General features: G+C 63.8%; 16 protein-coding genes. 7 read left to right on the top strand and 9 right to left on the bottom strand.

Going from position 1 to position 17,571, the window contains the following annotated elements; genetic code table 11:
* Positions 1 to 5: 5 nt before the first annotated feature.
* From FJ958_RS18470 to FJ958_RS18450, 5 genes are all read right to left on the bottom strand, one after another.
* Entirely contained in the window at positions 6 to 1,004 is a 999-nt protein-coding gene (locus tag FJ958_RS18470) for a proline racemase family protein (RefSeq protein WP_140744629.1), read from the bottom strand.
* Between the two features lie 13 nt (positions 1,005 to 1,017).
* Positions 1,018 to 1,821 (bottom strand): oxaloacetate decarboxylase, encoded by an 804-nt coding sequence (locus tag FJ958_RS18465; protein WP_140744628.1) that lies wholly within the window; start codon positions 1,819 to 1,821, stop codon positions 1,018 to 1,020.
* A 303-nt stretch (positions 1,822 to 2,124) separates the two neighbouring features.
* Positions 2,125 to 2,784, bottom strand: coding sequence for an HAD family phosphatase (locus tag FJ958_RS18460; protein WP_140744627.1), 660 nt, complete (start codon positions 2,782 to 2,784; stop codon positions 2,125 to 2,127).
* A complete protein-coding gene (gene dut, locus FJ958_RS18455; RefSeq protein ID WP_140744626.1) occupies positions 2,784 to 3,269 on the bottom strand; it encodes a dUTP diphosphatase in 486 nt (161 codons plus the stop codon). Before dut ends, FJ958_RS18460 begins: the two co-directional genes overlap by 1 nt.
* 96 nt (positions 3,270 to 3,365) lie before the next feature.
* Positions 3,366 to 3,836, bottom strand: coding sequence for an Lrp/AsnC family transcriptional regulator (locus tag FJ958_RS18450; RefSeq protein ID WP_140744625.1), 471 nt, complete (start codon positions 3,834 to 3,836; stop codon positions 3,366 to 3,368).
* Positions 3,837 to 3,948: 112 nt separating this feature from the next.
* On the opposite strand from FJ958_RS18450, the gene FJ958_RS18445 reads away from it, so the two are divergent.
* The 3 genes from FJ958_RS18445 (at position 3,949) to FJ958_RS18435 (ending at position 6,559) form a co-directional block, all read left to right on the top strand.
* Entirely contained in the window at positions 3,949 to 4,197 is a 249-nt protein-coding gene (locus FJ958_RS18445) for a DUF6356 family protein (protein ID WP_140744624.1), read from the top strand.
* Positions 4,198 to 4,212: 15 nt separating this feature from the next.
* Entirely contained in the window at positions 4,213 to 5,013 is an 801-nt protein-coding gene (locus tag FJ958_RS18440; RefSeq protein ID WP_140744623.1) for a class II glutamine amidotransferase, read from the top strand.
* Between the two features lie 172 nt (positions 5,014 to 5,185).
* Positions 5,186 to 6,559 (top strand): amidase, encoded by a 1,374-nt coding sequence (locus FJ958_RS18435; RefSeq protein WP_140744622.1) that lies wholly within the window; start codon positions 5,186 to 5,188, stop codon positions 6,557 to 6,559.
* On the opposite strand, the gene FJ958_RS18430 is transcribed toward FJ958_RS18435, so the two are convergent.
* Entirely contained in the window at positions 6,553 to 7,626 is a 1,074-nt protein-coding gene (locus FJ958_RS18430; protein WP_140744621.1) for an FAD-binding oxidoreductase, read from the bottom strand. The two genes, FJ958_RS18435 and FJ958_RS18430, sit on opposite strands and share 7 nt — an antisense overlap.
* A gap of 236 nt (positions 7,627 to 7,862) precedes the next feature.
* On the opposite strand from FJ958_RS18430, the gene FJ958_RS18425 reads away from it, so the two are divergent.
* On the top strand, positions 7,863 to 9,455 hold the full coding sequence (locus FJ958_RS18425; RefSeq protein ID WP_140744620.1) for a peptide chain release factor 3: 1,593 nt from the start codon (positions 7,863 to 7,865) through the stop codon (positions 9,453 to 9,455).
* A 95-nt stretch (positions 9,456 to 9,550) separates the two neighbouring features.
* On the opposite strand, the gene FJ958_RS18420 is transcribed toward FJ958_RS18425, so the two are convergent.
* A complete protein-coding gene (locus FJ958_RS18420; RefSeq protein ID WP_140744619.1) occupies positions 9,551 to 10,021 on the bottom strand; it encodes a VOC family protein in 471 nt (156 codons plus the stop codon).
* Between the two features lie 267 nt (positions 10,022 to 10,288).
* On the opposite strand from FJ958_RS18420, the gene ilvD reads away from it, so the two are divergent.
* Complete coding sequence (gene ilvD, locus FJ958_RS18415) at positions 10,289 to 12,133, top strand: dihydroxy-acid dehydratase (protein ID WP_140744618.1); 1,845 nt, start codon at positions 10,289 to 10,291, stop codon at positions 12,131 to 12,133.
* A 147-nt stretch (positions 12,134 to 12,280) separates the two neighbouring features.
* Here the strand turns inward: ilvD and FJ958_RS18410 are convergent, their stop codons facing one another.
* Positions 12,281 to 14,035: an ABC transporter ATP-binding protein gene (locus tag FJ958_RS18410; RefSeq protein WP_140744617.1), complete on the bottom strand. Its 1,755-nt coding sequence runs from the start codon at positions 14,033 to 14,035 to the stop codon at positions 12,281 to 12,283.
* A gap of 152 nt (positions 14,036 to 14,187) precedes the next feature.
* Between FJ958_RS18410 and FJ958_RS18405 the strand changes: the two genes are divergently transcribed.
* Positions 14,188 to 15,468, top strand: a complete 1,281-nt coding sequence (locus FJ958_RS18405) for an amidohydrolase family protein (RefSeq protein ID WP_140744616.1) — start codon at positions 14,188 to 14,190, stop codon at positions 15,466 to 15,468.
* 144 nt (positions 15,469 to 15,612) lie between these two features.
* The gene (locus tag FJ958_RS18400) at positions 15,613 to 16,536 is read left to right on the top strand and encodes a DMT family transporter (RefSeq protein WP_140744615.1); all 924 of its coding nucleotides are present in this window, start codon (positions 15,613 to 15,615) and stop codon (positions 16,534 to 16,536) included.
* 125 nt (positions 16,537 to 16,661) lie between these two features.
* Here FJ958_RS18400 and FJ958_RS18395 read toward each other — a convergent pair whose 3' ends face one another.
* Complete coding sequence (locus FJ958_RS18395) at positions 16,662 to 17,564, bottom strand: phosphotransferase family protein (protein WP_140744614.1); 903 nt, start codon at positions 17,562 to 17,564, stop codon at positions 16,662 to 16,664.
* Positions 17,565 to 17,571 lie beyond the last annotated feature (7 nt).

The following is a 17,571-nucleotide window of genomic DNA, read 5'->3' as shown; positions in this document are numbered from 1 at the left end:
TTCCTTCACCGCAACAGGAAGCCGCGTCCCAATTCGTCGTCGGGTTCGACGATGTATTCGGCTCGCCCGGAGTAGTAGGCGCGGCCGCCGACGCGGGCGATGATCGCCTCGTGCGGACCAGCCTGCGCCGTCCTTGCCACGGCTCCGGAAAAGCGCGAGCCGGCGATGCTCTCGAAGGTGCGCGTCTGCCCGATGGCAATCTGGCCCTTGACGTGCATGGCCGCCAGCCGTGCGGTGACGCCGGAGCCGGTCGGCGAACGGTCGACCTCGGCTTCGGCGAAGACGCAGATGTTTTTCGTCACCTCGCCGGAAAAGGCGTCCTTTCCATCCGTCAAAATGGTGCCGTAGAGAAAGGCAAGATCGGCGTGGTCGGGATGCGACAGCCGGAAATCCGCTTTCAGCCTGTCCGTCAAAGCCGTCGCCGCGTCGACGAAATCGCGCACCCGGCTGCGGCCGAACTCAAGGCCGAACTGGTGGCAGTCCGCCAGCGCGTAGAAAGCGCCGCCATAGGCGACGTCGAAACCGATCGCGCCATAGCCCGGCAATTCGATCCGTTGGTCACGGGCAAACAGGAAGGCCGGCACGCTTTCGAACGAGACCGCGCCGGCCTTGCCGTCCTGGACCTCGACCGAGGCGACGACCAAACCACACGGAGCCTCGATGTTGACCGTCGTGATTGGCTCCTGTTTCACCACCAGGCCTTCGTCGACGGCATAGCGGCCGAGCGCGACGATGGCGTGGCCGCACATGGTCGAATAGCCCTCATTGTGCATGAACAGCACGGCAAGGTCGGCGCCGGGCAAGTCGGGTTCGACCAGCAAGGCGCCATACATGTCGTAGTGGCCGCGCGGCTCGAAGATCAGCAGCTTGCGCAGATGATCGAGATGGTCGCGCACATAGGCGCGCTTTTCCAGGATGGTGCCCTTCGGGATCTCCGGATAGCCGCCGGTGACGATCCTGAGCGGCTCGCCGCCCGTATGCATGTCGACGACGGTAAGGCTCATGTGACGGCTCTTTTCAGTCCGAGGATTTGCCGAACAGCGCCTGCAGCTTGCCGAACGGCATGGCGGCGCGGGTGAAGCCGAACGTGCCGTCCTGCTGGATCTCGCGCGCCGCCGTCTCCAGCATGCCATAGGCGAAATTGGTCAGCCAAGGCCCGAGCGAAATGCGTTTTGCCCCGGCCATGGCAAGATCGGCGATGGTGAAGCCTGGTTTCGCCATGACGTTGACCGGCTTGCTGACCGCCGAGCACAAGGTCCGCACCATCTCGATGTCGCCGATGCCCGGCGCGTAGAGCACATCGGCGCCAGCCTTCTCGAAGGCCTGCAGCCGCTTGATGGTGTCGTCGAGGTCGGACTTGCCCCACAGAAAGTTCTCGGCCCGCGCCGTGAACACGAAATCGCGCTTCAGCGCGCGCACCGCTTCCACCGCCGCCGCGACGCGCTCGACCGCGTGCGCAAAATCATAGATCGGCTTGTCGGGATCGCCTGTGTGATCCTCGATCGAACAGCCGGCAAGGCCCGCCGCTTCGGCCGCGAAGATGGTTTCGGCGGCCCGCTCGGCGCTGTCGCCCTTGCCCCTCTCGAGATCGGCCGAGACCGGCAGGCTGGTTGCCGCCGTCACCTCGCGGCAATGATGGATCATCTGGTCGAAGGTCACGGCGCCATCCGGCAGGCCGCGCGAAAAGGCAAAGCCGGCGCTGGTCGTCGCCAACGCCTTGAAACCGAAGGAGCCAAGCAACTTCGTCGTGCCGACATCCCAGGGATTGGGCATGACGAAGGTCGAGGCATGCAGGTCGCGAAAAATCTTGCCCTTGTCCATGGTAGTTCCCCCATCACGTGCTGCTTGGTGGAGCGGATTTTATCTTGCCCTCTTTGCCTGGGCAAACGAATGCGATTGGTTCAGAAGCGTTTTGGCGTTGTCTGCTGACAAACGTTCGAACGCGCGGCGGAATCCCTGACGTAATGCGCTGTTTTCTCGCCCAGTGGCGGATGACCGAAATGTCGTGCGACGACGCCTCGCGCGCTGCCTCGGCGATCGTTGACATCGCGCCTCGGGCTGTCGGGCGCCTGGACCCCAACGCAGCCCCAACCCGTCCAGCCGCCTGTGAAGACCGGGGGCAAATCAGTGGATCGGCACCAGCCCGGCCAATTCGCGCATGTCGTCGAACAGGATGCCGCCGGCCTGGATCAGGCCATCGCGGTCGGAATAAGGGTCGCCGTGATAGGAAAACACCCGCATGCCGGCGGCAATGCCGGCCTGCGTGCCGGCGACGCTGTCTTCGATGACGATGCAGTCGGCAGGCGCGAAGCCCAAGGTGCTGGCCGCATGCAGGAACAGGTCCGGGAACGGCTTGCCGCGTCCGACCATTGTGGCGCTGAACATCGCATGTTCGAACAGCGGCAAGAGCCCGGTCTGGCCAAGCGTGATATGCATCTTCGAGATCCTGGCCGAGGTGGCGACGCAATAGGCGATGCCGGCCGCGCGCACCGCCTCGACAAACTCTCGCACATAGGGGATCGCCTCGATGCCATGGGCGAACAAATCAGGCAGGCCGGCATTCCAGCGCTCGACGAAATCCGCGCCGAGCCTGACCTCGGTCTGCTCTTCGATCTCCTTCTGCACCGAGACCATGCTGCGGCCGGAAAAATTCTTGCGGCAATATTCGAAGCTCGTCGGATAGCCGGCGGCAACGAGCCATTCGGCGAGGCGTCGGTTGGCAAGGTTCTCGGTGTCGACGAGGATACCGTCGCAGTCGAAAATAACAAGTTTAGGAAAGGACATTAGGCGGTGCCGGTGGATCCGAACCCGCCGGAGCCACGCGCCGTGCCGCCGGCCAGAGAACGCTCTTCAACGGCCACTTGAGTCACTGGCGCGAAAACGATCTGGGCGATGCGCATGCCGCGCGTCACCGCGAAATCCTCGTCGCCGAGATTGATCAAGAGCACCTTCACCTCGCCGCGATAGTCGCTGTCGACCGTGCCAGGCGAATTGAGGACGGTGAGGCCGTGTTTGAAGGCAAGGCCGGAGCGAGGCCGGACCTGGCCTTCCATGCCTTCGGGAATTTCCAGGATCAGGCCGGTCGGCACCAAGGCGCGTTTTCCCGGCAGGATCAGCAGCGGCCGGTCATCCGGCACGGCCGAACGCAGATCCATGCCGGCGGCGCCGGTGCTTTCATAGGCGGGAAGCGGTAGTCCTTCACCATGCGGCAACCTTACGAAGCCGACAGTCGGACCGATGACGGAGGGAGTTTGGAGAGCTGCGCGCATAAAATCGATCCTATCGGCGCGAATGCCGATTCGGTCAATTCGCGTGCAAGAGTATCAACGTCTTTCTTTCGGGCATCACTATGGCCGGAGCGCAGCTCAGCGCACTTCCATCGGAACCACCGTCGTCTCCTTGATCTCCTCCATGACGAAGGAGGCGGACACGTCGGACAGCGCCACCTTGGCGATCAGCCGCTGGTAGAGCCGGTCATAGGCCTTCACGTCGGCGACACGGGCGCGCAAGACATAGTCGAGGTCGCCCGACATACGATAGACGCCGATGATCTCGGGCAAGCCCGTCACCGCCGCGCGGAATTTCTGCAACCAGCCGGGATCATGGTTCGACGTGCGGACCAGGATGAACACCGACAGGCCAAGCCCGAGCTTCTCGGCATCGACAAGCGCCACGCGGCCGGTGATGACGCCATCCTCCTCCAGTCGCTTGACGCGCCGCCAGCAGGCATTGCGCGACAAGGCCACCCGTTCCGACAGCTGGTCGACCGACAGGGTGCCGTCGCGTTGCAATTCGGCAAGCAATTTTCGGTCGATTTCGTCGATTTCGAGCGCCATGTGGGATGTTTGTCCCATGATACGGCAAAATACAAGGACATTTTGGGACCAATGAACCGGCGAAGCGTGTCAGGATACTCACATAAGAACTCAAGCGCTGAAGGGGACCAGCATGTCGGTAGCAAGCATTTTCACCTCTCATCCGGCCAAGGTCGGCGAAACCTATTTCAGCCATATGGCCTTCGCCGCCTGGTTCTCCTCGCGCCTGCTGATAGCGGCGGGCGCCGCGCTCGTTCACGCTTTCTTGCCATTTCTGTTCGAGACTACCGCCAGCCGAATCGTCCGCGAGCTTTACGAGCGGACGCACAACAGAGGCACACATGCGATCAAGGAGCCCGCGGCTCTCGCCGATCGCGCCTAGAGGACGACGGAAGCCATGTGCCGATGGGCGGCCTATCTCGGTGAAGCGGTCTTTCTCGAAGACATCCTCACGGCGCCCTGCCACTCGCTGATTGCCCAGAGCCATTGTGCCCAGGAAGCGAAATCGCCGACCAATGGCGACGGCTTCGGCCTTGCCTGGTATGGCGACCGGCCGGAACCGGGTCTCTATCGCGACATCCTGCCGGCCTGGTCGGACCCCAATCTGAAGAGCCTGTGCCGGCAGATCAAATCCGGCCTGTTCCTCGCCCATGTGCGGGCCTCGACGGGCGGCGCCACCAGCCGCATGAACTGCCATCCCTTCATCTCCGGCTGCTGGTCGTTCATGCACAACGGCCAGATCGGCGGCTTCGAAAAGATCCGCCGCGCGCTGGAGAATTCCCTGTCCGACGCGGTTTTCGACCAGCGCGAAGGCACCACCGATTCCGAATTGTTTTTCCTGCTGATGATCGACGAAGGATTGGCCGGCGACCCGCAAGGCGCGGTGTCGCGCGCGACCAGCCGGGTGCTCGAAGCCTCGCGCCGCGCTGGCCACGAACCGGCCCTGAAACTCACCGCCGCCTTCTCGGACGGACAGGCGCTGCACGCGGTGCGCTATGCCACCGACGCCCACGCGCCGACGCTCTACACGTCCATGTTCCGCAAGGGGGGCGGCCGCTGCATCGTCTCGGAACCTTTCGACCGCGACGGCGGCGATTGGCAGGCTGTTCCGCCGTCGAGCTTTGTCACCATGACCCGAGAGGAGATCGCCATTCGTCCCTTTGCGCCGGCAGCGGCGAAACTGGCGTTGGTCGGGTAGCGCTTCTCCGGATTGCAAATGAGAAACGTCGCGGGACAGCGCTGACTTCATCGACTTGGCAACGCAATTTCGATCAAGCGTTGCCGATCCTCGAATGCTCAACTCCACTTGAAGTCATGCCGCTGTCCGCCATCTTCACCAGGGCGAGCGTGGTCAAGCCGGAGCATTCGCCATGGACGCCATCTTTTCCTCGACCACCGATCTCGCCGCCGCCATCGCCAAGCGCAAGATTTCGGCCGTCGAAGCACTCGACGCCCACTTCGCGCAGATCGATAGCCACAACGGAGCGGTCAACGCCGTCATTTTGCTCGACAGGGAAGGCGCGCGCGAGCGGGCAAGAAATGCCGATGCGGCTGTGGCGCGCGGTGAGGCGCTCGGGCCTTTGCATGGCGTTCCCTTCACGCTGAAAGACACGCACGAGACGGCGGGCATGAAGACCACGGTCGGATACCCGCCTTTCGCCGACTACGTCGCCAGGCAGGACAGCCCGGTGGTTCTCAGATTGAAGGCGGCCGGCGGCAATCTCTTCGCGAAGACCAATGTCGCGACCATGCTTTCCGACTGGCAGTCGAACAATCCGCTGTTCGGCCGCACCAGCAATCCCTGGAACCTTGAGCGGACCGCGGGTGGCTCCAGCGGCGGCGGCGCAGCGGCGGTTGCCACTGGCATGACGCCGTTCGATGTCGGGACCGACATGCAGGATTCGATCCGGCTGCCCGCGGCCTTCTGCGGTGTCTATGGGCTCAAGCCGACGGAGCGCCGCGTCTCGCTGGCCGGCGCTTTCCCCGACCCGGCCGGCGCCCCGCGCAGCGTGCGGCTGATGTCCTGCCTCGGGCCGCTGGCGCGCAGCGTGGACGATCTGTCGTTGATCTATCGAATCATCGCCGGGCCGGATGGGCGCGACACCGATCTTGCGCCGGTGCCGGTCGAGGTCATGCCGAAGCTGGACCTCCAGACAGTGCGCATCGCCTTCGCATCGACCTTTCCCGGCTTCCCGGTGGCCGGCGACATCAGTGCGGCGGTCGAAAATCTCGCAAGGCAACTGCAATCGGCCGGCGCCATCGTCGAGGAGGCGAAGCTGCCCAGGCACGATCTGCACGATGATCTTGCCCAGGGGGGAGCGCTGATCGGCATGATGCTGGAAGCCGCACAGCCGGAGCCGCCGGAAGAGCCGACACAGATCTCCCGCTGGTTCGAGGCACTCGCCCGCCGCGACCGGTCCATCCTCGCCTGGGATGCTTCTTTCGAGAGCCATGACGCGCTGCTTTGTCCGGTCGCCATGACCACCGCCTTCCCGCATTGCGAACCCGGTGCGCCGATCAAGGTCGACGGCCAGGACCAGAACTACTGGATGCTGCCGGCCTATGGCGCCGTCTTCAACTATAGCGGCCACCCGGCCCTTTCGATGCCGTGCGGACAGGATAGCGTCGGCCTGCCGATCGGCCTGCAACTGGTCGGCAGACGCTGGTCGGAATCGCGGTTGCTGGGCATCGCCAAGGCAATGACAGCGTTGGCCGGCGGCTTCAACCGGCCGCCTGGCTACTGAGCGAAGCGACCCAATCCGTAAGGCGCCAGCAGTGGGTCGCGCTCGCCGCCAAGAATTTCCCGCGTGGCGAAAAGGCCGACCGCCGGCGCCAGCGTGATGCCCGAATGCGTGACGGCGACATAGAGACCGTCCATGCCCTCGGCACGGCCGATGATCGGGAAGCCGTCGATCGGCGTCGGCCGGTAGCCGACCGTATGGAAATCCAGTTCCAGTCCCTCGCTGTCGCGCAGCATGGCCTTCATGACTGCAAACAACTCACGAGCTGTGACTTCAGCGTCCACGCCTGGGTCGGCGCCGCCGAAATCCGAGCCGGCGATGATGCGGCCCTCCGCGGTCTGGCGCATGTGCAGCCGCTCGGCCAGCACCAGCCCGTTGAGCAGCTTCTTGTGCGGCCGCGAATGAACGATCAGGCCGGGCGGCGTCTCGATCGGCAGGCTGATGCCGGCCGTCGCGGCAATGTCCGGCGAGCCTACGCCGGCCGCGATCACCACTTCGTCGGCGGCGATCAGCCCATGCGATGTGTCGACGCCGGTAATGCGGCCATTGCTCTGGACAAGCGCCGTCACCGTGCTGGTGAGGATGCGCGCGCCATGCCGTTCCGCGTCTGCCAACAGGGCTTTCGTGGTTGCGACGGGTTCCGCGACACCCTCTTGGGCGACATACAGGGCGAAATTTGGAAGCTCGGTCAGATTGGGCTCGATACGCGCGGCTGCGGCGCGGTCGACGCGCTCGATGCCGTAGCCCCAGGATGAGTGTTCTTCATCATAGGTTTCCAGGTCGGCCGCCGACAGATCCCAGCACAGGCCGCCGCACCAGCTGAGTGGGAGGCCGGGCAGGTCCTGCGCCAGCCTTGTCCATTCGGCCATGGCGCGGGTGCGCAGCCGGAAATACGGTTCCGGATTGCCCCAACTGGCGTTGATCCAGGCAAACGAATTCGGAGTCGCCACTCCGCCGGCGGCGCTGTCGGCAATGACCGTCACCCGGGCGCCCGATTTGGTGAGATGCCAGGCGATCGACGCGCCGATGATGCCGGCGCCGATGACGATGACTTGTTTCGCCGCGGCCATGCTTTCACCTCCGCATCGTAGTCCTCAGGCAACGTTTACCCAAGTGCCACGCTGGCGGCTGCTTGCCAACATCGAGTCGCGAGAAATATGCGTCGTGACATCAAATGCCGGCTGCCTTCGGACTAAGTCGGCTTGAGCGGGCTGCGGCATCCGGCGGCGTCCTTGCCGCCGGAACGGTCGACAGCCCCGCACTGCGCTGCTAGAAGCCCGGCCTGTCACACGGAAATCCCAAAAGAATGCCCGAAACAATACCAGAGGAAGTGTCGCGCCGCCGCACCTTCGCGATCATCGCCCATCCGGACGCCGGCAAGACCACGCTCACCGAAAAACTGCTGCTGTTCGGCGGCGCCATCCAGCTTGCCGGCGAGGTCAAAGCCAAGAAGGATCGCATCCAGACCCGGTCCGACTGGATGAAGATCGAGCGCGAGCGCGGCATCTCGGTCGTCACTTCGGTGATGACGTTCGAGTATGAGGACAACGTCTTCAATCTGCTCGACACGCCCGGTCACGAGGATTTCGCCGACGACACCTACCGCACACTGTCGGCGGTCGACGCGGCCGTCATGGTGATCGACGCCGCCAAGGGCATCGAGCCGCGTACGCTGAAACTGTTCGAGGTCTGCCGGCTGCGCGACATCCCGATCATCACCTTCGTCAACAAGATGGACCGCGAGAGCCGCGATCCATTCGAGATCCTCGACGAGATCGAGCAGAAGCTGGCGCTCGACACCGCGCCCATCACCTGGCCGATCGGCCGCGGCAAAACCTTCTCGGGTACCTACCATCTGGCGCTGAACGCGGTACGCAAAGGCGACGACGAGAAGGAACGCACACCGGTCAACGGTCCCGATTCCAACCGCGTCGCCGGGCTGTTGCCCGACAACGAGCGCGAAGCCTTCATCGAGGAACTGGAACTGGCGCGCGAAGCGTGCCGCCCGCTCGACATCGATGCTTTTCGCGAGGGTCATCTGACACCGGTCTATTTCGGCTCGGCGCTGCGCAATTATGGCGTGCGCGACCTGATCGAGGCGCTTGGCGCTTACGGACCGCCGCCGCGCGCGCAAGAGGCCGACACCCGCAAGGTCGAGGCGACCGAGGACAAGATGACGTCCTTCGTCTTCAAGATACAGGCCAACATGGACCCCAACCATCGTGACCGTATCGCCTTCGTCCGCGTCTGCTCGGGCAAGCTCGAGCGCGGCATGAAGGCCAAGCTGGTGCGCACCGGCAAGCCGATGAGCCTGTCGGCGCCGCAGTTCTTCTTCGCCCGCACCCGGGTTACCGCCGACGAAGCCTTTGCCGGCGACGTGGTCGGCATCCCCAATCACGGCACGCTGCGCATCGGCGACACGCTGACCGAGGGCGAGGAGATTCTTTTCAGGGGCGTGCCGAATTTTGCCCCGGAAATCCTGCGTCGCGTGCGCCTCGGCGACGCCATGAAGGCGAAGAAGCTCAAGGAAGCGCTCCACCAGATGGCCGAGGAGGGCGTCGTGCAGCTGTTCTCGCCCGAGGACGGCTCACCGGCCATCGTCGGCGTCGTCGGCGCGCTGCAACTGGACGTCCTGAAGGAGAGGCTGAACTTCGAATACACGCTGCCCGTCGAATTCGAGATGTCGCGCTTTTCCGTCTGCCGCTGGATATCGGCCGACGACAAGGCCGAGGTGCATCGCTTCATCGAAGCGCATCGCGGCGACATCGCCCGCGACCTCGACAACGACCCGGTGTTCCTCGCCCAGCACGCCTTCTCGCTGAACTACGAAGCCGAACGCTGGAAGGCGATCCGCTTTGAAACGATCAAGGACTATCAGGTCCGCGACAAGGCGGCGTAGTGAGTAGGAAGTAGGAAGTAGGAAGTAGGAAGTAGGGGCGGACCGAAGTAGTCTCGACTACTCACTACTCACTACTCACTACTCACTTGCTATGATTACCCTTTCGCAGCCTCTTCGATCTTGGCGATATCGATCTTGCCCATCTGCATCATCGCCGACATCACCCGGCCTGCCTTGGCCCGGTCGGGATCCTGGAGCAGGCGCGGCAACTGCTCCGGCACGACCTGCCAGGAGACGCCGAATCTGTCCTTCAGCCAGCTGCAGCGTCCAGGTTCGCCGCCGCCTTCGGTGAGCCTGGTCCAGAAATGATCCACCTCTTCCTGCGTCTTGCAGTCGATCGACAGCGACATGGCCTCGGTGAACTTGTATTGCGGGCCGCCGTTGAGCGCCTGGAATTGCACGCCGTCAAGCTCGAACGAGGCCACCAACACCTTGCCTTCCGAGGCGTGGCCCTGGGGCCAGCGCGTGACGCTCAGCACCTTCGAATTCTTGAAAATGGACACGTAGTGGTTCATGGCCTCTTCGGCCTCACCGTCGAACCACAGGAAGGTGGTGATCTTTTGCATGGTGCACTCCTCGGTTGCTTTGCTGTTGCAGTGAAACGACTGACTCCGAGAATGGTGCCATTCCTGCCGTCTGTCCCAAGGACGCCTTTGCGGCACCTGATCCGACAACCGCATGCATTTTTTTCGGGAGCCCTCGAATTTTTCAGGAAAATCTGGCGCATTGCAAAAATGTGGCCAGACCATACTTGCGAGTCTATAACGCCTGCGGTCCGAATTCAGCGCCGCCACGCTCCACATCGAGCGCCGCCGGCCAGCCAAGGAATAGTCATGCCCGCCTACCGCTCCCGCACCACCACCCATGGCCGCAATATGGCCGGCGCCCGCGGCCTCTGGCGCGCCACCGGCATGAAGGACTCGGATTTCGGCAAGCCGATTATCGCGGTGGTCAACTCCTTCACACAGTTCGTGCCGGGCCACGTCCATCTGAAGGATCTTGGCCAGCTGGTCGCGCGCGAGATCGAGAAGGCCGGCGGCGTCGCCAAGGAATTCAACACCATCGCCGTCGATGACGGCATCGCCATGGGCCATGACGGCATGCTCTATTCGCTGCCGTCGCGCGAATTGATCGCCGACTCGGTCGAATACATGGTCAATGCGCACTGCGCTGACGCCATGGTCTGCATCTCCAATTGCGACAAGATCACGCCCGGCATGCTGATGGCCTCGTTGCGGCTCAACATCCCGACTGTCTTCGTCTCCGGCGGGCCGATGGAAGCCGGCAAGGTGGTGCTGGCCGGTAAGGCGCAGGCGCTCGACCTGGTCGACGCCATGGTTGCGGCCGCCGACGACAAAATCTCCGACGAGGACGTCAAGGTCATCGAGCGCTCGGCCTGCCCGACCTGCGGCTCCTGCTCGGGCATGTTCACCGCCAATTCGATGAACTGCCTGACCGAGGCGCTTGGCCTGTCGCTGCCCGGCAACGGCTCGACCTTGGCGACGCACGCCGACCGCAAGCGGTTGTTCGTCGAGGCGGGTCACCTCGTCGTCGATCTCGCCCAGCGCTATTACGAGCAGGATGACGAGACAGCGCTGCCGCGCAGCATCGCCTCGAAGGGCGCCTTCGAGAACGCCATGACGCTCGACATCGCCATGGGCGGCTCGACCAACACGGTGCTGCACATCCTGGCCGCCGCCCACGAGGGGGAGGTCGACTTCACCATGGAGGACATCGACCGACTGTCGCGGCGGGTTCCGGTGCTGTGCAAGGTCGCGCCGGCCAAGTCGGACGTGCATATGGAAGACGTCCACCGCGCCGGCGGCATCATGGCCATCCTCGGCCAGCTCGACAATGCCGGGCTGATCAATCGCGACCTGCCGACGGTGCACACGGCGAGCCTCGGCGAAGCGCTTGATCATTGGGATATTTCCCGCACCACCAGCCAGAACGTCCGCGACTTCTTCCTCGCCGCTCCCGGCGGCGTGCCGACGCAGGTCGCTTTCAGCCAGGACCGCCGCTGGGACGATCTCGATCTTGATCGCGAGAAGGGTGTCATCCGCTCGGCGGAGACGCCGTTCTCGAAGGACGGCGGGCTTGCCGTGTTGAAGGGCAATCTGGCGCTCGACGGCTGCATCGTGAAGACGGCCGGCGTCGACGAGTCGATCCTGAAGTTCACCGGCCCGGCGCGGGTGTTCGAGAGCCAGGACGCCTCGGTCAAGGCCATCCTTGCCAACGAGATCAAGGCCGGTGATGTCGTCGTCATCCGCTATGAGGGACCGCGCGGCGGCCCCGGCATGCAGGAAATGCTCTATCCGACCAGCTATCTAAAGTCGAAGGGGCTGGGCAAGGCTTGCGCGCTGGTCACCGACGGCCGCTTCTCGGGCGGCACATCCGGCCTGTCGATCGGCCATGTTTCGCCGGAAGCCGCCGAGGGCGGCACGATCGGACTGGTCCGGGAGGGCGACACGATCGAGATCGACATTCCCAACCGCACCATCCGCCTCGCCATCAGCGACGCCCAATTGGAAACGCGCCGCGCGGCGATGGCGGCCAAGGGCGCCTTGGCCTGGAAGCCGGAGGAAAAGCGCAAGCGCAAGGTGACGACGGCGCTGCGCGCCTACGCCGCTTTCGCCACCAGTGCCGACAAGGGCGCGGTGCGGGTCGTGCCAGAGTAGCGCGGCTCTTCCTTCTCCCCTTGTGGGAGAAGGTGGCCGAGCGAAGCTCGGACGGATGAGGGGTGTTCCAGCTTGGCGGCACCCCTCGCTTTGGGGAACTCGCCAGCGCCTCCCGCAGGGGGAGAAGGCAAGCAGCGCCCTTCGGCCTCACGGCATCAATTGGTACTCATAAAGCTTTTGATAGAGCCCGCCCTGGCTGAGCAAGGTCCGGTGCGGGCCGCTCTCCACCACCTTGCCGCCTTCCAGCACCACGATCGTGTCGGCCTGGTGCACGGTCGACAGGCGGTGCGCGATGACGATCGTCGTGCGCCCTTCCGTCAGTTGCTGCAGCGCATCGCGGAACAGCGCTTCCGACTCGGCGTCGAGCGCGCTGGTCGCCTCGTCCAGCAGCAGGATTTCGGCATTGCGCAGCATGGCGCGCGCGATCGAGATGCGCTGGCGCTGGCCGCCCGACAGCAGGCCGCCATTCTCGCCGACATCGGTCTCGTAACCCCTCGCCTGCGCGATGATGAAGTCGTGCGCATTGGCCGCCTTGGCCGCGGCGATCACCTCGTCGTCGGTCGCGTCCTGCCGCCCGAGCCGGATGTTGTGCATGATCGTTCCGGCAAACAGGAACGTGTCCTGGCTGACATAGGCGATCTTTTCCCTGAGCGATGCGAGCGTGGCATGGGAAATATCCTGGCCGTCGAACAGCACCTTGCCGCTCTTCGGGTCGTACATGCGCATGATCAGGTTCAGGATCGTCGACTTGCCGCCGCCCGATGGCCCGACCAGCGCCGTCATCTTGCCGGGCGCGAAAGTCAGGTCGAACCGGTCCAGCACCGGCGGACCGTTCTGATAGGCGAAGCTCACGGCGTCGAACCGGATTTCGCCCGGTCCGGCCCGAAGCGGCGTTGCATCCGGCTTTTCGGCCAGCGTCAGCGGTTCGTCGGCCAGCTGGAACATCATGCGCACGCCGACAATGCCGCTTTCCAATGCGATGCGCACGCGCGCCAGGCGCTTTGCCGGCTCATAAGCCAGCAGCAGCGCCGCGACAAAGGCCATGATGGCACCCGGCGTCTGGCCGCCCTGCAGCACCAGCAAGCCGCTGACCAGCACGGCGCCTGCAATGGCCAGGCCGGCCAGTGTTTCCATCACGGGAGTGGTGAGCGCTTCCAGCGTGGCGATGTTGTTGGCACGGTTCTCGACATCGGAGACCGCTTTGTACATGCGCTTGCGCATCACGCCTTCGAGGTTGAAGGATTTGATCACGCGCACGCCGATAGCGGTTTCCTGCATCACCTGCACGATCTGGCCAACCGAGCGGAACTCCATGGCGGCGAACTTGCGCACACGTTTCAGGATGCGGTTGACGCCGTAGATGGCGAGCGGGCCGACGACGAAGCAGATCAGCGACAACCCCGGCTGCTGCACGATCATGACCAGCACCAGGGCGACCAGGGTTACCAGATCGCGCACATAGGAGGTGACGATGAGGTCGAGCACGTTGCGTGCGGCCTGGGCATTGTTCGTCATGCGGGTGATCAGGTCCGATGACGAGGTCGAATGGTAGAATTCGATGCCTTGCGCCAGGATACGATCGTAGATCTTGCGCTGCCGCTCGGCGATGATGGCGTTGCCGACCCGGCTCATGAAGTAGGCCTGGACGAAATTGGCGATGCCCTTGACGATGAAGATCGCGGCGACCGCCACGGCGATCATGTTGACGCGCTCGATTCTTTTGTCGATCACGAATTCATTGGTGATTTCGCGCAGAATCCAGGCGCTGGCAGCCGTCATGCCGGCCACCAGCAGCATCGAAAGAATGGCTGCGCCGTAGCCGGCCCTGTGCTGCCGGAACGATTCCCTGAGCAGCCTCGCCACGAGGCGCTGGTTCTCCGTCGAACGGAAGAAACGAAACAACGGCTGATCCTTGATGCCGGGATGTCGAAGGCGGCTTATAGAGGGAGTTGCGGCCGGATGGAACCATTGGCGGCTTCTGGAAGGAAACCGCTGCGGCATGCTGTCTTTTGGGACACGATGGAAAAGTGATTCTTGAAGCGGGATGACGACAGATGGACTTGGACCTTATCGTTCGTGGCGGCACGCTGCCGGATGGCAGGATTGCCGATATCGGTGTCAGCGGCGAGACGATCGCGGCGATCGAGCCCATGCTGGAGGGTTCCGCCCGGGCCGAAATCGACGCCCGTGGCAATCTGGTGTCGCCGCCCTTCGTCGATCCGCACTTCCATATGGACGCGACGCTCTCCTATGGCATTCCGCGCATCAACGCGTCGGGCACGCTGCTCGAAGGCATTTCGCTGTGGGGCGAACTGAAGCCGCTTTTGACGCATGAGGCGGTGCGCGACCGCGCGCTCGCCTATTGCGACTGGGCGGTGTCGATGGGGCTGCTCGCCATCCGCACCCATGTCGATGTATGCGACGACCGGCTGCTGGCGGTCGAGGCCCTGCTCGACGTCAAGAAAACCATCGCCCCCCACATCGACCTGCAATTGGTGGCCTTTCCTCAGGATGGCTTCTATCGCTCGCCGACGGCACGCCAGAACACCATCCGTGCGCTCGACATGGGCGTCGACGTCGTTGGCGGCATTCCGCATTTCGAGCGCAGCATGGCCGACGGCACGCGCTCGGTGACCGAGCTTTGCGAGATCGCGGCCAGGCGCGGCCTGATGGTCGACCTGCATTGCGACGAGACCGACGACCCGCTGTCACGCCACATCGAGCAACTGGCCTATGAAACGCAGCGGCTGGGCCTGCAGGGCAGGGTGGCCGGCTCGCACCTCACCTCGATGCATTCGATGGACAATTACTATGTCTCGAAGCTTTTGCCGCTGATCGCTGAAGCCGGTGTCTCAGCGATCCCCAATCCGCTGATCAACATCATGCTGCAGGGCCGCCACGACACCTTCCCGAAGCGCCGTGGCCTGACCCGGGTCAAGGAGATGCAGGCGCTCGGCATCCGCGTCGGCTGGGGCCAGGATTGCGTGCTCGATCCCTGGTATTCGCTGGGCACCGCCGACATGCTCGACGTCGCCTTCATGGGCCTGCACGTCGCCCAGATGTCGAGCCCGGCCGATATGGCGGGCTGCTTCGACATGGTCACCAACGTCAATGCCGCCATCATGGGGCTCGACCATCTCGGCCTCGCGGTCGGCAAGCGCGCCAGCCTCGTCATCCTCGACGCCGGCAATCCGATCGAGGCCCTGCGTCTGCGTGCCGAGCGCATTTGCGTCATCGCCAGAGGCAAGGTGGTGGCGGAAAGGACAAGGCAGGATACCAGGCTTTCTATCCCTGGCAGGCCGGCGCAGGTGAACCGCAGGCATCAGGCCCAATAGGACGCCGCATCTGCATAGCCAGTCCAAAGCCGGCCAGACCCAGCCGATTCCCGGCGCTGGCCTTGCCGATTTCCGGATTTCTCCTCGTCAAAGCGGTCGCTTCCGTCTACGACGCAGCTTCACATGGGAGGAATCGGGATCGGCATGACGCAGCCCGTGGCGCAGAATTCCACAATCAGGAACGTGCTTCTGGCTGGCATTTTGCTGATGCTGGCCGGCGACTTCCTGTTTGCGCTGAACGATGCGATGGGCAAGTGGCTGGTCGCCAGCTTCTCCGTCGGCCAGGTGGTGCTGATCCGTTCGATCGGCGCCTTCTTCGTGCTGGGTCCGATGATCGCCCATCAGGGCACCGCCAGGCTGTTTCGCATGGAGCGGCCCGAACTGCAGATATTGCGTGTCGTCATGACCACGCTCGACACCGCGCTCTTCTATGCCGCTGTCGTCTATCTGCCGCTGGCGGATGTCATGAGTTTCTACATGGCCGGGCCGATCTATGTCGCGGCCCTTTCCCACCTCCTGCTTGGCGAAAAGGTCGGCTGGCGCCGCTGGCTGGCGATCCTGCTTGGTTTCTGCGGTGTGGTGATCATGCTTAAGCCCTCCTCGGCCGCGTTCTCCTTGTCGTCAGGTTTCGCGCTTGCCGGCAGCATCGCCTTCGCCTTCGCCATCATCCTCAACCGGCGGCTGCGCGGCACCAGCGACACCAATCTGGTGACATGGCAGACGATCGGCACGCTGCTGGTCGGCGGTGTGTTGGCCATCGGCGCCTGGCGCGCACCTTCGGCGCTCGACTTCGGCGCGATGCTGCTGCTCGGCATCGTTTCCTGCGGCGCCCATCTTATGATAACGCGGGCGCTGAAACTGGCGCCGGCCTCGACGCTGGCACCGCTGCACTATACGCTGCTCCTGTGGGCGGTGGTGTTCGGGCTGGTGTTCTTCGGCGATGTTCCCGGCCCGCGCATCCTGATCGGCTCCGGCATCGTCGTGCTGGCCGGCCTGTTCATCTTTCACCGCCAGAAGGTGGTCGACACCACGGTGCCGCCGGAGAACGTGCCGAAAGGCGTGAACTGAGGTCCATATCCCTAGAGCATGATGCCGAAAAGTGTGAAGCGGTTTTCGGACGACATCATGCTCTAACTTTTTGATTTAGAGACGGATTCAGATTTCAGGTCGACCCGACCTGAAATCATCCGGCTCTAGCCTTGGCGTATCGCGGCCAGATGCCGTGAAAACTCCGGCGTCTCCATCAGCGCCTTGCAGCGCGCGAAGCGGCCGTCGGCATAGGCGCGGAAATCGTCGACGGGGTTGTTGTTGGCAAGCTGGATCAGCCCCCATAGCGTCCAGAGCAGGTCGCACATCGCCTTGTAGATGACGATGCGTCCGCGTTCCGCAGGTCTCGCCTCGCCACCGAAATAGGCGCGCATCATCTCTTCATCCCGGAAGGCATCGAATTTGCCCTCCACACTGAGATCGCCGAGATCCCAGAGCGGATCGTTCATCCCCGAATATTCCCAGTCGACGATCCACATCCTGTCACCCGTATCGAGGAAGTTCTCGCACAGCGGATCGCAATGGCAGGCGACCAGCGGCAACGGATGGACGGCAAGGGCGGAGCGCACGCTTTCCGCCTCGCGCACCACGTCGTGGTAGCCAGAGGGCAGGGCGACATCCTTGGTCGACAGCACCTTGAGATAGTCGTCGATCATCGCGAACAGCTCGAAGCGGAACGCGAACACCGCACCGGAATCGTGCAGCTTGCGGAAGGCTTCACCGGCGCGGGCCGGACTGCCCGGCCGTTCCCTGAATTTCTCCGGCGACATCGTCTCGGCCCCGGCGATGAAGCGCGTGACCATCACGCCGGTGTCGGCGTCGAAATAGAGCACTTCCGGGCTGACGCCGGCTTTTGCCGCCTCGCGCGCTGCTACCGCTTCGTTGGCACGGTTGATGTATTCCTCCGTGCCTTTGCCTGGAATGCGCAGGCAGTAGTCACCGGCCTTGAAGACCAGGTTGGTAAGGCCGCCAAGCCGGTCCAACGGCCCGGTGTAGCCGGCCAGCATCGGAATGGCGGCAAGTTTTGCCCGCGCCTGGTCCGCCTTCATGCCTGCG

The sequence above is a fragment of the Mesorhizobium sp. B2-3-5 genome, from assembly GCF_006442395.1.
Lineage (GTDB): Bacteria > Pseudomonadota > Alphaproteobacteria > Rhizobiales > Rhizobiaceae > Mesorhizobium.
Note: the sequence above shows the minus strand (reverse complement) of the source record. Positions and strands in the feature narration are given on the sequence as shown.